Annotated in this window: 14 protein-coding genes; 8 read left to right on the forward strand and 6 right to left on the reverse strand. The window is 71.7% G+C overall.

Features of this window, described 5'->3' with window-relative positions:
* The first annotated feature begins 15 nt into the window (after positions 1-15).
* From VIU94_RS02775 to VIU94_RS02785, 3 genes are all read left to right on the forward strand, one after another.
* Positions 16-741: a hypothetical protein gene (locus tag VIU94_RS02775; RefSeq protein ID WP_331907120.1), complete on the forward strand. Its 726-nt coding sequence runs from the start codon at positions 16-18 to the stop codon at positions 739-741.
* A complete protein-coding gene (locus tag VIU94_RS02780) occupies positions 738-1,193 on the forward strand; it encodes a hypothetical protein (protein WP_331907122.1) in 456 nt (151 codons plus the stop codon). Before VIU94_RS02775 ends, VIU94_RS02780 begins: the two co-directional genes overlap by 4 nt.
* A gap of 133 nt (positions 1,194-1,326) precedes the next feature.
* Complete coding sequence (locus tag VIU94_RS02785; protein WP_331907124.1) at positions 1,327-2,559, forward strand: GNAT family N-acetyltransferase; 1,233 nt, start codon at positions 1,327-1,329, stop codon at positions 2,557-2,559.
* Positions 2,560-2,601: 42 nt separating this feature from the next.
* Here the strand turns inward: VIU94_RS02785 and VIU94_RS02790 are convergent, their stop codons facing one another.
* Positions 2,602-2,844 carry a DUF397 domain-containing protein gene (locus tag VIU94_RS02790; protein ID WP_331907126.1) on the reverse strand — a complete coding sequence of 81 codons (243 nt, stop codon included), beginning with the start codon at positions 2,842-2,844 and terminating at the stop codon, positions 2,602-2,604.
* 250 nt (positions 2,845-3,094) lie between these two features.
* Here VIU94_RS02790 and VIU94_RS02795 point away from each other — a divergent pair, with 250 nt between their 5' ends.
* Positions 3,095-6,184: an NACHT domain-containing protein gene (locus VIU94_RS02795; RefSeq protein ID WP_414720874.1), complete on the forward strand. Its 3,090-nt coding sequence runs from the start codon at positions 3,095-3,097 to the stop codon at positions 6,182-6,184.
* Between the two features lie 3 nt (positions 6,185-6,187).
* On the opposite strand, the gene VIU94_RS02800 is transcribed toward VIU94_RS02795, so the two are convergent.
* Together VIU94_RS02800 and VIU94_RS02805 are read right to left on the reverse strand one after the other, a co-directional pair.
* Positions 6,188-7,600: an SMI1/KNR4 family protein gene (locus tag VIU94_RS02800; protein WP_331907130.1), complete on the reverse strand. Its 1,413-nt coding sequence runs from the start codon at positions 7,598-7,600 to the stop codon at positions 6,188-6,190.
* A gap of 52 nt (positions 7,601-7,652) precedes the next feature.
* A complete protein-coding gene (locus VIU94_RS02805) occupies positions 7,653-8,165 on the reverse strand; it encodes a mycothiol transferase (RefSeq protein ID WP_331907132.1) in 513 nt (170 codons plus the stop codon).
* Between the two features lie 38 nt (positions 8,166-8,203).
* On the opposite strand from VIU94_RS02805, the gene VIU94_RS02810 reads away from it, so the two are divergent.
* The gene (locus tag VIU94_RS02810) at positions 8,204-8,590 is read left to right on the forward strand and encodes a hypothetical protein (protein ID WP_331907133.1); all 387 of its coding nucleotides are present in this window, start codon (positions 8,204-8,206) and stop codon (positions 8,588-8,590) included.
* Here VIU94_RS02810 and VIU94_RS02815 read toward each other — a convergent pair.
* Positions 8,587-9,000, reverse strand: coding sequence for a DnaJ family domain-containing protein (locus VIU94_RS02815; protein ID WP_331907134.1), 414 nt, complete (start codon positions 8,998-9,000; stop codon positions 8,587-8,589). The two genes, VIU94_RS02810 and VIU94_RS02815, sit on opposite strands and share 4 nt — an antisense overlap.
* Before the next feature lie 109 nt (positions 9,001-9,109).
* On the reverse strand, positions 9,110-9,313 hold the full coding sequence (locus VIU94_RS02820; RefSeq protein WP_112451444.1) for a cold-shock protein: 204 nt from the start codon (positions 9,311-9,313) through the stop codon (positions 9,110-9,112).
* 259 nt (positions 9,314-9,572) lie between these two features.
* On the opposite strand from VIU94_RS02820, the gene VIU94_RS02825 reads away from it, so the two are divergent.
* Complete coding sequence (locus VIU94_RS02825) at positions 9,573-10,439, forward strand: menaquinone biosynthetic enzyme MqnA/MqnD family protein (RefSeq protein WP_331907135.1); 867 nt, start codon at positions 9,573-9,575, stop codon at positions 10,437-10,439.
* Here the strand turns inward: VIU94_RS02825 and VIU94_RS02830 are convergent, their stop codons facing one another.
* Positions 10,440-11,525, reverse strand: coding sequence for an alpha/beta hydrolase (locus VIU94_RS02830; RefSeq protein WP_414720875.1), 1,086 nt, complete (start codon positions 11,523-11,525; stop codon positions 10,440-10,442). It abuts the gene before it with no gap.
* 126 nt (positions 11,526-11,651) lie between these two features.
* On the opposite strand from VIU94_RS02830, the gene mqnC reads away from it, so the two are divergent.
* Positions 11,652-12,851 carry a cyclic dehypoxanthinyl futalosine synthase gene (gene mqnC / locus VIU94_RS02835; RefSeq protein WP_331907139.1) on the forward strand — a complete coding sequence of 400 codons (1,200 nt, stop codon included), beginning with the start codon at positions 11,652-11,654 and terminating at the stop codon, positions 12,849-12,851.
* 7 nt (positions 12,852-12,858) lie between these two features.
* Positions 12,859-13,182 (forward strand): imidazolonepropionase-like domain-containing protein (locus VIU94_RS02840; protein ID WP_414720876.1); only part of this gene is annotated, 324 nt, incomplete at its 3' end.

Here is a 13,182-nt window from a genome sequence, read left to right on the forward strand (position 1 = left end):
TTCTAGAGGCAACGGATGCGACGTGTGGTGCGGGGCTTCTGGGGCCCACGGGTGGAATCGGTCGAGGAGTTGGCGGTGCGCTGGAAGAAGACTCTGGACCGGCTCGCCGAACTTCTTCCAGATGCTGGTGCGGGGACGGAGGTGGATGGCACGTGGACGTGGCAGCAGGTCCACACGTCTGGCCCTGCGACGACGGAGCTGCGACCCGAAGAGGTGTCGCTTGTCGCCGCCCTGCGCGCGGAACGCGACGACGACGGCTGGTCGGACCGTACGGGCTACGGCCTGCACCTCGTCGTCACGGGCGAGCATGGCTGGGAGATCGCCATCACCAGCCGGGCGGGCGGCACCTCCGAGTTCTTGCTCCAGTCGATGGTGATCGCTGTCAGCTCGCCGGACGGCGCCGCGATCCCCGACGCCGAACTCCTCACCCTCGTCGCCGATGTGTGGGAGCCCGATTTCGGCGATGTCAGTGATTACGACGTGTTCGACGCCCTGGAGGACGATGCTGGCTTCAACGTCGGCGACCCCGGCGTGGGCTGGATCGGCTACCTCTCCCCGGGGCGAGCAGCCTTGGTTCCTGGCGATCTGAAGACGGTGCCCAGGGATCTGCGAGACGGAGGTGTCCTGCTCGAGATCGCTTCACCCGGCGACACCGAAGCCGTAGTCCGGGCCTACGTGCAGCTGCGGGATGCCGGCGCCCTCCAGCCCCTGCCCCGCCCGATGGACCGGCCGCGGCTGTGACGGACCCGCACGCCTTCGACGCGGGCCGGGTGGTGGCGGAGGTCGACGCCCTCCTCGCCGGCCCGGTCCCGGAGGCCGAGGCCTGCGCGATCGCCGGTGTGTGGGAAGGGCCGGACCTCCTGGGCGTGTACGAGGAGGCGTGGACGGCAGCAGAGGAGACGGCCGACGGCCACCTCACCGCTCTCAAGGACGACCTCAAGGCCCGATGGGGCCTGCCTCGCACCGTCGGCATGAGGGTCCCGATCTTTCGCCGGGCCAACGGCGCCCCCATGCCCCCGCTCTTCCGGACCCTCGTGAAGCACGACCTCTTGGGCGACCTCGCGGTCTGGGGCCCGGTGGGCGACCACGGCCGCTACGTCGCCGTCTCCCTCAACCAGATCGACGGCGACCGCCCGTTCAACGTCGCGGCGATCGTCTCCGAGGACCCGATCGTCGAGCTGGAGGACGAGTGATCCCGTCGCTCGTGAGGACGGCGCTGTCCCTGTCTTCCTCGTAATTTCGCTTGCTTTGGCCCCGGGCCCAACGCTGCACTGTGGGCCGGACACCACGAGTCGTGGTGCCGGTATCGAGGAGGCAGCAGCGGCGATGGAGATTCGTTCCACCACCGATGAGGACCTTGACGTCTTCGTCGACACAGTCCATGCCGCGTTCGGGCGCTTCCCGGAGACCCCGATCGAGGGCGGCGGGCTCTGGTGGTCGGCGCTCGAAACGGACCGCTGCCTGCTCGCCGTGACGGCGGACGGCCGGCCCGTCGGCACCGCCGCGGCGCACTCCTTCGAGCTCACTCTGCCCGGGGAGACCCTCGTCCCGGCCGCCGGGGTGACCGCCGTCGGCGTCCTGCCCTCGCACCGGCGTCAGGGCGTGCTCAGCGCGATGATGCGGCATCAGCTCGCCGAGTTGCGGGCCCGCGGGGAGTTCCTCTCCGTGCTGCTGGCCTCCGAGGCCCCGATCTACGGCAGGTTCGGCTACGGACCGGCGACCTACACGGCGCGGCTGACGGTGCCGCGCCACGAGGCCGCCCTCGCCGTTCCCCGGGCACGCGCACTGGCCGGCGCACCGGCGACAGGCTCGGATGACGACTCGGTCGAGGTGCTGCGCCGTGCCGAGTGCGGAGAGATTCTGGAAGAGGTCTACGACCGGTACCGCCGCGCTCAGCCCGGTGCGCTGTCCCGGCCGCACCGCTGGTGGGCCTTGCGCGCGGGGCAGCCCCCGATCTCGCCGGCGCCGCGCTACGTCGCCGTTCACCGTGACGCCGACGGCGTCCCGGACGGGTACGCCAGCTACTCGATCGGCGAGGCCAACACCTTGACGGTCGACGAGACCGTCGCCACCGACGACGCCGTCTTCACGACCCTGGCCCGGTTCGTACTCGGACACGACCTGGTCTCTCAGGTCGTTTTCAAGCACGTCCCGCCCGGGCACCCGCTGCGCTGGCAGTTCGCGGACTTCCGCGCCGGCACGGTGAGCGGCGACACCGACTGGCTCTGGGTGCGGCTGCTCGACGTCCCGCGTGCTCTGACCGCGCGCGGCTGGTTCATGGACGGCGAGCTCGTCCTCGACGTCGAAGACCCGTTCCTCGGCGAGCACGGCCGCTACCTGCTGACCGTCCGGGACGGCAAGGCCGACTGCGTCCCGACGGACCGGGAGCCCGACCTGTCCCTGGACGTCCGCGACCTGGGCTCGGTCTACCTCGGCGGCACCGCCCCGAGCACCCTCGTGCGCGCCGGACACATCCGGGCCCACCGCCCGGGCGCGGCCACCCTCGCCGACGCCCTGTTCCGCCCCGAGCGCTCCCCGCACTGCCTGCACTGGTTCTGACCGCGCGCTCGCGGAGGACGAACGATTCCGGCACCGGAAGATTCAGCTGACGTCGCACCGGGCGAACGCCACGAACGACGCCCAGAACGCCGGCGGCACTGCGAGCTGGGGACCCTCGGGGACCTTGGAGTCGCGGACGTGAACGGTGGTGGGGTGCGCGGCGACCTCGATGCAGTCGCCATCCAGGCCGGCGCTGTAGCTGGACTTGCGCCAGTCGTAGGCGACCTCGATGCACTCGCCGCCGCTGTAGCTGCTCTTGAACCAGGCCAGTCCCATGCTGCTCATAGCTCCCTCAGCGTCTTCTCGATCTCCACCAGGAACTCGTGGGGCGTGAGTGCCTGCGCCCTTTCGGCGTCACCGGGGTGCGGTCCTGAGGCATCAGCTGGAGGTGCACCGTACGGGAGTCGGCGCTCTCGCCTCCGTCTGGCGCGTCAAGGCGCGGGATGTCGGGAAGACCGTCTGGGCGACCGTTCCGTACGGGAGTCGATCGCGGGGATCACAGGGCCACACGGGTCACAACGGGAGGGGCCGGGGGATGGCTGGACCGCTGCGCTACGCCGATGCCGTGCGGTTACTGGGAGGGAACGGGCCCGTGCTCGACGCGCTGGACCGGGTCGTGGGCGGGGCCCTGACCACGGCCGTCGGGCCCGCGCCCGAGCTGGTGCTCTCGCTGTTCGGCGCGGACGCCCAGATCTCCGCGCTCAGCCGGTCGTTGGTCGCCGGGACGGCCGAGCGCATCCAGGGGCTCGGCCGGTTCGAGCGGACCGAGCGGCTCGCCGCCGCGCACGCGGTGATCGTGGTGGCCGCGTACGGGGACGCGGTGGCGCAGGTGCCGCTGCCGTTCGACGTGCGGGAGCTGGCCTCGACGCGGACCGACTCCGTGCGGCTCGCCACCGGCGCGGCCCCCGAGTCGCGCCGCCTGGCCGCCGTGGCCGACCATCTGCTGCGCTCGCGGCTGCCGCTGCCGTCGCCCCACGAGCCGTACGAGGCCACGCTGACCGCCCTGCGCGCGTTCTACGCCGGGATGTCGGGGCACATGGAGGCGTACGTCTCCGGGCTGGCCGTCTGGGACCGGTTGACTGGCGCGCAGCGCCACGAGGTGACCGCGGCGCTGCGCGATCGCGTGCCCGGGACGGCGCTCGCGTGCTACGAGGAGATGTTCCGTCAACTCTGCGTGGACTTCCCGGACGTGGGGGTGTGGGCCGACCAGGTGGATCACCGGGCCACGCGTGCGGAGGTGCGGCGGCTGTCGGACGCGGTGGCGCGGCTCGCCGACGGCGGGCTGCCGGCCGGGCGGCTCGACGTGATCCGTCGCGCGAGCGCGCTGCTGCTCGACGCGCCCGTGCTCGGTGCGGAGGAGACGACCGAGGGGATGGTCATCCCGTCCCTGCGTGAGGCATACGTCAGCCCGGACTTCCGGGTCTGCGCGTTCGGGCCGTCGGACCGGCTCGCGCACGAGGGCTGGTGGCAGCGGCATCCCGTGCGCGGCGGGCTCGACGCCTTCCTGGAGGGGCTGCTCACCGCGCCGCGGGCCGTCGACGGGCCGCTGTTGCTGTTCGGGCTGCCGGGGTCGGGGAAGTCACTGCTCACGAAGGTGCTCGCGGCGCGGCTGCCGGCCGAGGACTTCCTGGTGGTGCGGGTGCCGCTGCGGGACGTGCCCGCCGACGCGGGCGTGCAGGACCAGATCGAGGCGGCGATCCGGCAGGCCACCGGCGAGCGGACCATGGACTGGGCCGACGTCGTGCGGGCCGCTGGGCGGGCGCTGCCGGTCGTGCTCCTGGACGGTTTCGACGAGCTGCTCCAGGCGACGGGCGTGAACCAGTCCGACTACCTGGAGCGGGTGGCGGCCTTCCAGCAGCGCGAGGCCGCGCTCGGCCGGCCGCTGGCGGTCGTCGTGACGTCCCGTACGGTCGTCGCGGACCGGGCCCGGCTCACGTCCGGCGGGATCGCGATCAAACTCGAGCCGTTCAGCGCGGCCCAGACCGGGCAGTGGCTGGAGCTGTGGAACCGTCGGAACGCCGGGTACTTCGCCGACCGCGGCCTGCGGCCGCTCCCGCCGGCCCGGGCGCTGGCCCAGCCCGACCTGGCGAGCCAGCCGTTGCTGCTGCTGATGCTGGCCCTGTACGACGCGGAGGACAACGCCTTCCAGCGGGAGGCGGGCACGCTCGCCGGGTTCGAGCTGTATGAACGGCTGCTGGCCCGGTTCGCGCGGCGCGAGGTGCTGAAGACCGAGCCGGGGCTCACCGAGGAGGGGGTGCGGCAGGCGGTCGAGTACGAGCTGCTGCGGCTTGCGGTGGCGGCGTTCGGGATGTTCAACCGGGGCCGGCAGTGGGTCGCGGAGGACGAGCTGGAGGTCGACCTGGGGGCCCTGCTGCCGCAGCCGGCCGGCGAGCAGGGGCTGCGGGCGGCGCTGACCGGGGCGCAGAAGACGGTCGGGCGGTTCTTCTTCATCCACCGGGCCGAGGCGTTCCGGGACGACACGCGGCTGCGGTCGTACGAGTTCCTGCACGCGACGTTCGGGGAGTTCCTGGTGGCCCGGCTCGTGGTGCGGGAGCTCCAGGACCTCGTGGCGACGGAACGGGCCGAGGCCCGGCGGACCCGGCGATCGCCTACGGACGACGGGTTCCTGCACGCGCTGCTGTCCTTCGCGGCGCTCTCCTCCAGCACGCCGGCCGTGCTGTTCGCGGCGGAGGCGCTGCGGCCGCTGGCGGGGGAGGAGCGGGCGGCGCTGCGGGCGTTGCTGCTGTCGCTGTTCCACGAGGCGCTCCACGAGCGGACGTCGTCGGTCGCGCAGTACCAGCCGAGCATGCGGCCGCTGGCCGCCGGGCCGGCGTTCTACGCTGCGAACCTGCTGCTCCTGCTGCTTCTGGCCGCCGAGGCCGGTGAGGAGCTGCACGGCACGGAGCTGTTCCCGGACGCGCCCGACGTGATCGGGGCCTGGCGGTCCCTGACGCTGCTCCTGGAGTCGCAGTTGTACCGGCACGAGTGGCGTGGGCTGACGTCCTGGCTGGCCCTCGACCGGCGGTGGGACGGCGGGCGGCGTGCCCTGACGCTGCGGTTCGGCGACGGGGGGTCGTACGCCGACGAGTGGCCGCCGGTCCACGGGGCGGAGAACGTGCGGATCGACCCGCACTGGACGGACGGCTACGGCCCAGGGGCGACGCAGGGATTCACCGGCTGGCTGCACACCAGCCCGGCGATGGTCGCGCGGACGGCCCATCTGCGCTGCGACGCGGAGTCGGACGCCCTGCTGCACCTCGCGCAGGGCCTCGACGAGCTCGGCCTGGGGCTGGCACTGACCAGCTACGTCAAGGTGTCCGACGGCGAGGCCCTGTCGGCGGGGCGGGTGCTGATGCGGCTGTGGGCGCTGGGCGCCGCGTTCTCGCCGCTCCACCGGGCGGCGGTGCGCGCCGCGCTGTTCTCCTTCGACCCGGACGCGGTCGACTTCATCGTCGCGTTCCTGTCGGCGGTGCTGCGCCAGTGGGGGATCGCGGGGCGCCCGGTCCCCCCGGAGTGGGCGGACCGGGCCGTCGCGGCGCTGCGGGCGCGCAGCGCCGACGACGTGTACGAGCGGCTGTTCGCGGAGTTGCCGCCCGGGCCGGGGGACGGGCAGCCCGTCCCCTGATCGTCACTCCAGCGGGCCGAGGTCGCCCTCGACCACCGTCTCCCTGATCGGCGGGCGGTCCCACAGGGCCAGGATCTCGTTCGCGAGGGCCGTGATCGCGCGTGGGTGGTGTCCGTCGCCGTGGACCTCGATCGCGGCGGCCTTCAGGCTGCGTGGCACCGCCCCGGCGTCCAGGAGGATGCGCCAGTCCTCCGGGGAGAGCTCCAGGAACTCCAGGCCGGTCAGCCGGCCGATCTCCGACGGGTCGGCGAGCGTGCCCGGGTGAGCGGTGAGGGTACGGAGGCGGGGGAGCCCCGCCACCGGCGCCAGGCTGACCGGGGCCTTCTTCCATACGCCGATGCTCAGGGCCTCCAGGTCCGGGTCGGCGGCCGCCTCCACGCTCGGCACGCTCGCGTGGTTGACGTACGCCACGGCCGGGCTCCGGCGCCGGCCGGGGCGTCCGGCCCGCCGGGGACTCCGGTCCATCACCAGCTCGGTGAGGGAGCCGGCGGCCAGGGCGGCTCCGACGGACTCCTCGTGGCTGATCACGATGATCTGCCCGACGTGTCCGGCCGGGCCGGGCGTCAGGTCGACCGCGATCCGGTCGCCGCCGCCGGTGTCGCCGAACACGATCCAGCCGGGGGAGCCGACCAGGCCCTGCACGGCGGCGTCGGGCGGGGTCTCGACCGCCTCCATCGCGCCGTGCGGCCACCACATCGGACGGGACGCCGCGTCCGCGACGTGCAGCCGGTCGAGCTGCAGGAGCTCGCAGCCGACCGCCGTGAAGACGTGCATCGCGTTGTCGTAGTCGTCGTCCCAGTCCTGCCAGTGCGCCCGCGTCACCCGGTACAGCGCCCTGAGCTCCTCGGGCAGTACGACGCCGAGGCGCGCTTCCGCTTCCGCGATCTCCGCCTCTGTCGCGCCGACGGCGTCAGGGAGCCGCTCGCGGAGCGTCCGCTCCAGGAGCGCGGGATCGGCGGACGGGGCCGGTACCGCCCCCGGCGACGGCTCCGGCAGGCGGCGCCACGGTTCGGGGACCGCGCCCTCGACCAGCACGAGCGCGCCCGGGTCGTGGGCGCCGATGCCGGGCTCCACGGCGGGGGAGTGGAAGACGCGGAGCACGGCCCTTCCGTCCGGCGCGATCTCCGCGACGAACGGGATGTCTTCGATGCCCTCCTCCGCGAGCGCGTCCATGACGCGCCGCGCCGCCTCGGTCTCTGCCGTCCAGTCGTGCGCGTGCGAGGCGCGGCCGGGCGGCCGGAGGGGAATGCTCCAGCTGCCCCGGCCGATCCGGCCCGCCGCGTATCCGCCGGGGGCGCTGAGCTGCTCGGCGCCGCGGGCGCGCAGGAGCCTCAGCAGGGGTTCCCAGGTCGCGAAGTCGTGGAGCGAGGACGAGGACATCGGCGTACGGCCTCCGGTCGGGTCCGTCGTGGACATGGCGGAGGCGAGTATGGCGGACCCCTGTGACAGTCGGCCGCCGCGAGACGACTCACCCCCTCCGCTCCGCCACCCCCCGTACGTACGCCGCCTGCCCCGCGTGCTGCAGGTCGTCCGTGATCACGCTGATCAGGCGGACGCCCAGGGTGACCGGGGGGTTCCAGGACGTGTCGACGACGCGCTCCAGGTCCACGTTCGTCAGGGCGGCGATCTGTTCCAGGGTGCGGGTGTGGACCGCGTCGTAGTAGCCGAGGAGCAGGTCGCCGGGGACCCTGACCGCGGCGACCTGCTTGCTCGTCTGGCCGTAGCCGGTCGCGGCCTTGCCGAAGGGGAGGCCGAAGCGGTCCGCCCAGCCGTCCGTCGTCCACAGCTGGCCGTCGAGCTCGAAGGCGTCGGTGATGTGGTCGTCCTGGATGCGGGTGAGATGCCAGACCAGCCAGGCGATCGAGTTCGCGTCCGGGTCGGGCCGGAAGGCGAGCTCCTCGTCCAGGAGGCCCTCCACCGCCTCGTGGACGGATTCCTGGACGCGGCTGAACGCGTCCGTCAGCAGCTCGGCACTCTTCACGGCGACTCACCTACGATTCCCGGTGTGGGGGAGGGGACATGCTGAGGTCTTCTTGGACGGCTGGGCCGGATCACGGCCGGGGCGGCGGGCCCGTGCTGGTGAGCGTCACGGATTTCACGCTCGACCGGATCGGGGAGCTGCCCGGCGTCTACCGTGCGGCGCGTCGGCTCGCCGAGGGGTGGGGCGAGCTCGAAGGGGCGTACGGGGTGCGGCTGTGGGCGATGCCGTTCGCGCGGCGGTGCGGGGCCGTGGCGGTGTGGCGGGACGAGGCCGCGTTGCACGGTTTCGTGGCGTGGCCGCCGCACGTGGCGATCATGCGGGAGTACCGGGGGCGCGGGGCGCTGACCTCCACCGCCTTCGCGGCGGAGGCGTTCGACCCGGACGTCCTGTGGGCCCGCGCGAGGTCCCTGCTGCGGGACCGCTAGCGGCCGGGGGCGTCCGGCTGCCGGAGCCGCCACTCCTCCACCGCCGCCTCGACGTCGAACGGCCGCCGGTTCAGCGGCGGGCCCTCCGGCGGCCGGCGCAGCGCCGCCTCGATCTTCTCGTTGATCTCGGTCAGGATCCGCCGCACCTGCTGCTCCGAGACCGCCGCGGCCGCCTTCTCCGCCGCGTCCTCGGCCTCCTTGCGCAGGGTGAGCGACGGCGGCAGGACCGACAGGCCCTCGCGGTGCATCTTGCCCTTGACCCACCACAGCTCGTCGTACGGCGCGGTGTCGTCGGGCAGCGGTTTGCCGAACCCGGCCAGGGACCGGAATTCGCCGCGCCGCTCGGCGTCACGGATCTGCTTGTCCACGAAGGACTCGAAGTCGACCCCCGGCGGTTTGCGCTCCGTCATGCCTCCAGCGTAAGCAGAAAGGCAGGAGCCCCGCTGCCGTACCGGAAGGTACGGGAGCGAGGCTCCTTGGGTACTGCTCTAGCCGTGCGCGATCGCCGACCCGGGCAACTTAGGCCGGGGTGACGTTCTCCGCCTGCGGGCCCTTCGGGCCCTGGGTGACGTCGAAGTTCACGAGCTGGTTCTCCTCGAGGGAGCGGAAACCAGCCGCGTTGATCGCGGAGTAGTGGACGAAGACATCCGGGCCGCCGCCGTCCTGGGCGATGAAGCCGAAGCCCTTTTCAGCGTTGAACCACTTGACGGTTCCGGTAGCCATAAGCCCTCCTTGGGCCAAAGGGTTGCCCTGCTCCAGAACCTGCAAACAAGTCTGAAAACTACAAAAGCCTGCGGGTTACATGCTCCGCAGGCTCTGTACTGCAAGGGAAACCAAACTGCAACTTGCGATGAGCGTAGCACGCAGAGTCCCCGTGAGCATAGAGGGGAAGATCACGTCACCCACATGTTTGATGCGACCCGTTCGCGCTGACGGCCCACCCGCCGATGTCCACCGTACGAGACGGGTCTAGCCTCGCGATGTGGACAATGCAACCGACGACCACCAGCGGCGCCGGCCCAGGGTCGGTCACATCCAGTTTCTGAACTGCCTGCCGCTCTACTGGGGCCTCGCGCGGACCGGAACGCTCCTCGATGTCGAGCTCACGAAGGACACCCCGGAGAAGCTCAGCGAGCAGCTGGTGCGCGGCGACCTGGATATCGGTCCCGTCACCCTCGTCGAATATCTGCGGAACGCCGACGATCTCGTCGCGCTGCCGGACATCGCGGTCGGCTGCGACGGCCCGGTGATGTCCTGCGTGATCGTCTCGCAGCGGCCGCTGGCCGAGCTGGACCGGTCGCGGGTCGCGCTCGGGTCCACCTCCCGCACCTCCGTGCGCCTCGCGCAGCTTCTGCTCACCGAGCAGTACGGGGTGACCCCCGACTACTACACGTGCCCGCCCGACCTCGGCCTGATGATGCAGGAGGCGGAGGCGGCCGTGCTGATCGGCGACGCGGCGCTGCGCGCCTCGCTGCACGACGCGCCGCGGCTCGGGCTCCAGGTCCACGACCTGGGGACGATGTGGAAGGACTGGACGGGCCTGCCGTTCGTCTTCGCGGTGTGGGCGGTCCGCAAGGACTTCCTGGCCCGCGAGCCGGAGACGGTCCGCGAGGTGCACGAGGCGTTCCTGGCCTCGCGGGACCTGTCCCTGGTGGAGGTCGCCAAGGTGGCCGAGCAGGCGGCCCGCTGGGAGACCTTCGACGCGGCGCTCCTGGAGCGGTACTTCACCACCCTGGACTTCCGCTTCGGGCCCGAGCAGCTCGCCGGCGTGCGCGAGTTCGCCCGCCGGACCGGCCCGACGACCGGATTCCCGGCGGACGTGAAGGTGGAGCTGCTGCAGGGGAGGTGATTACGGCGCGGCCACCGGGCCCTGCATGTGCTTGCTGATCCACTGGATCGAGCCGTCGCCCATGCCCCGTACATACGTACGGGCATTGTGTCCGCCGTTCTGGATCACCTGGAGGCGCGTCTTCACCGGGCCCTTGGTGTAGTTCCGGACGAAGGACTTCAGGTTCTTCATGCCGGACTCCTTCGTGCCGATCTGGAACGCGAGGTAGACGTCGTTCGCCGGCCCGGCCGGCTTCGCGCCGAGCGACTTGGCCAACCGCTCGGGGTTGTTGGCCTGCTTCTCCTGCTCGTGGCCGGACCAGAGCGGGGAGTCGGGCACGGTGTCCGGGCCGGAGGCTATGACCGCCTTGAACTTCTCCGGGCGCTGGAGAACGGACTTGAGGCCGACGAAGGCGCCCGAGGACGAGCCCATGAACGCCCAGCCGTCGCGCGAGTCGAACGTACGGAAATTCGCCCGTACGAAATCCGGGACGTCCTCCGTCATCCAGGTGCCCATTTTCGGCTGCCCCGGGATATCACTGCCGTCGTAGTAGTAGTCGGCGTCCGGGTTGAGGACAGGCATCACGACGATGAACGGGAGGCTCTTTCCCTCCTCCGCCCACTTGCTGATGCTGCTCTGCAGTTTCAGGTCGGTGCCCATCCAGTAATTGTTCGGATAGCCGTTTCCGCCGGGCAGCGCGATGAGTACCGGAAAGCCGCTCTTCGCGTACTTCGGGTCGAAATACTGCTTGGGGGCCCACACCCACACCTTGCCCGTGAAACCGGACTTCTCGCCCCGGAGTCTGGTGACGCCGATCTTCGTGCCGTCGTCGAGCGTGTTCTGGACGGTGAAGTCCGCCTTCGGGCCCGTCGGCATCAGCGACTTCGGGCCGTCGGCCGTCTTCGACGCGCCGGGCGCGGGCCGGGAGTCGGAAGCCGAGGAGGAAGGGGCGGAAGGGGCGGACGCGGCGGCGCTCGGGCCGTCGAAGGAGACCGGGTCCCCTTCGTCGGAGCAGCCGGCCACCAGGGCGACCGAGGCGAGGGCGAGTGCGGCGGCGAGGGTCCGGGTGCGGTGGTTCACGCCACGGAAGAGGGGGCGTGGAGGCATTCGGTTGACCCGGCGCGGCACGCATTTCCGGTGATCCGCCGCACGGCGAGGTCCGCCGCGTGCTGCCCCGGGCCCCTGGCGTAGGCTGGCTCAGCAGTCAAGAACCCCTCCGAAAGGGACACCCCGGTGACCGAGAAGGCCGAGCTTCAGTCCGTCCTCGACCGTGCCGCCGAAGGTGGCCGGATCACCCCGGAGGAGGCGCTGGAGCTGTACCGCTCCGCGCCGCTGCACGCGCTGGGCCAGGCCGCCGACGCCGTGCGCCGCCGCCGGTACGCGGGTACCGAGCACATCGCGACGTACATCATCGAGCGCAACATCAACTACACCAACGTGTGTGTGACGGCCTGCAAGTTCTGCGCCTTCTACGCGCCGCCGAAGGACACCGCCAAGGGCTGGACCCGCGAGCTCGACGACATCCTGCGCCGCTGCGCGGAGACCGTGGAGCTGGGCGGCACGCAGATCATGTTCCAGGGTGGGCACCACCCGGACTTCGGCGTCGAGTACTACGAGAAGAACTTCGCGGCCATCAAGAAGGACTTCCCGCAGCTGGTCATCCACTCCCTCGGCGCGTCCGAGGTCGAGCACATGGCCCGCATCTCGAAGGTCTCCGTCGAGGAGGCCATCACGCGGATCCACGCGGCCGGACTCGACTCCTTCGCCGGCGCCGGCGCGGAGCTGCTGCCCGCGCGGCCGCGCAAGGCGATCGCCCCGCTGAAGGAGAGTGGCGAGCGCTGGCTGGAGATCATGGAGATCGCGCACGGTCTGGGCGTCGAGTCGACCTCGACCATGCTCATGGGCACCGGCGAGACCAACGCCGAGCGCATCGAGCACCTGCGGATGATCCGCGACGTGCAGGACCGGACGGGCGGCTTCCGGGCGTTCATCCCGTACACGTACCAGCCGGAGAACAACCACCTGAAGGGCCGTACGCAGGCCACGCTCTTCGAGTACCTGCGGATGATCGCCGTCGGGCGGCTCTTCATGGACAACATCGCCCACATCCAGGGCTCGTGGCTCACCACGGGCAAGGAGATCGGGCAGCTGACCCTGCACTACGGCGCGGACGACCTCGGCTCGATCATGCTGGAGGAGAACGTCGTCTCCATGGCGGGCGCGAAGCACCGCAACAACCTGCGCGACATGATCGACATGATCCGCACCGCGGACCGCGTCCCGGCGCAGCGCACGACGACGTACGAGCACATCCTGGTGCACGACGACCCGGCGAACGATCCGATCGACGAGCGCGTCGCCTCGCACATCTCCTCCACGGCGATCGCGGGCGGCACGGCTCACCCCGAGCTGAAGCTGCTGAACGCCAACTGACGCGACCGTGCTGACCCTTCACGTCGCCGAGGCGTCGCCCGAGACCGCCGTCCTGGTCGACGGGGCGCATGTCGCGGCCGTCGGGCCGTACGAGGAGCTGGCCGCCGCCAACCCGGACGCCCGGCTGCGGCGGTGGCCCGGCATCCTCACGCCCGGGCTGCTCAACCCGTACGGGCCCGAGCTGCTCGAACAGACCTACCACCCGGACCCGCGCGAGGCCGAGGAGTTCGGCACCGCGCCGATCGGCGGGGAGCGGGCCCGGGCGATCTTCCGCGCCGACCCGTCGCGCCTCGGCCCGAGCGCGCGGCGCGGTGTGCAGCGGCTCCTCGCG

The sequence above is a fragment of the Streptomyces sp. genome (assembly GCF_036566765.1).
Lineage (GTDB): Bacteria > Actinomycetota > Actinomycetes > Streptomycetales > Streptomycetaceae > Streptomyces.

Coding starts and splice junctions, on each gene's coding strand:
- VIU94_RS02775 (WP_331907120.1), top strand. CDS start 16: ATGCGACGTGTGGTGCGGGGCTTCTGGGGCCCACGGGTGGAATCGGTC.
- VIU94_RS02790 (WP_331907126.1), bottom strand. CDS start 2,844: ATGAGCAGCATGGGACTGGCCTGGTTCAAGAGCAGCTACAGCGGCGGC.
- VIU94_RS02830 (WP_414720875.1), bottom strand. CDS start 11,525: ATGCCTCCACGCCCCCTCTTCCGTGGCGTGAACCACCGCACCCGGACC.
- VIU94_RS02815 (WP_331907134.1), bottom strand. CDS start 9,000: ATGACGGAGCGCAAACCGCCGGGGGTCGACTTCGAGTCCTTCGTGGAC.
- VIU94_RS02795 (WP_414720874.1), top strand. CDS start 3,095: ATGGCTGGACCGCTGCGCTACGCCGATGCCGTGCGGTTACTGGGAGGG.
- VIU94_RS02800 (WP_331907130.1), bottom strand. CDS start 7,600: ATGTCCACGACGGACCCGACCGGAGGCCGTACGCCGATGTCCTCGTCC.
- VIU94_RS02820 (WP_112451444.1), bottom strand. CDS start 9,313: ATGGCTACCGGAACCGTCAAGTGGTTCAACGCTGAAAAGGGCTTCGGC.
- VIU94_RS02810 (WP_331907133.1), top strand. CDS start 8,204: ATGCTGAGGTCTTCTTGGACGGCTGGGCCGGATCACGGCCGGGGCGGC.
- VIU94_RS02785 (WP_331907124.1), top strand. CDS start 1,327: ATGGAGATTCGTTCCACCACCGATGAGGACCTTGACGTCTTCGTCGAC.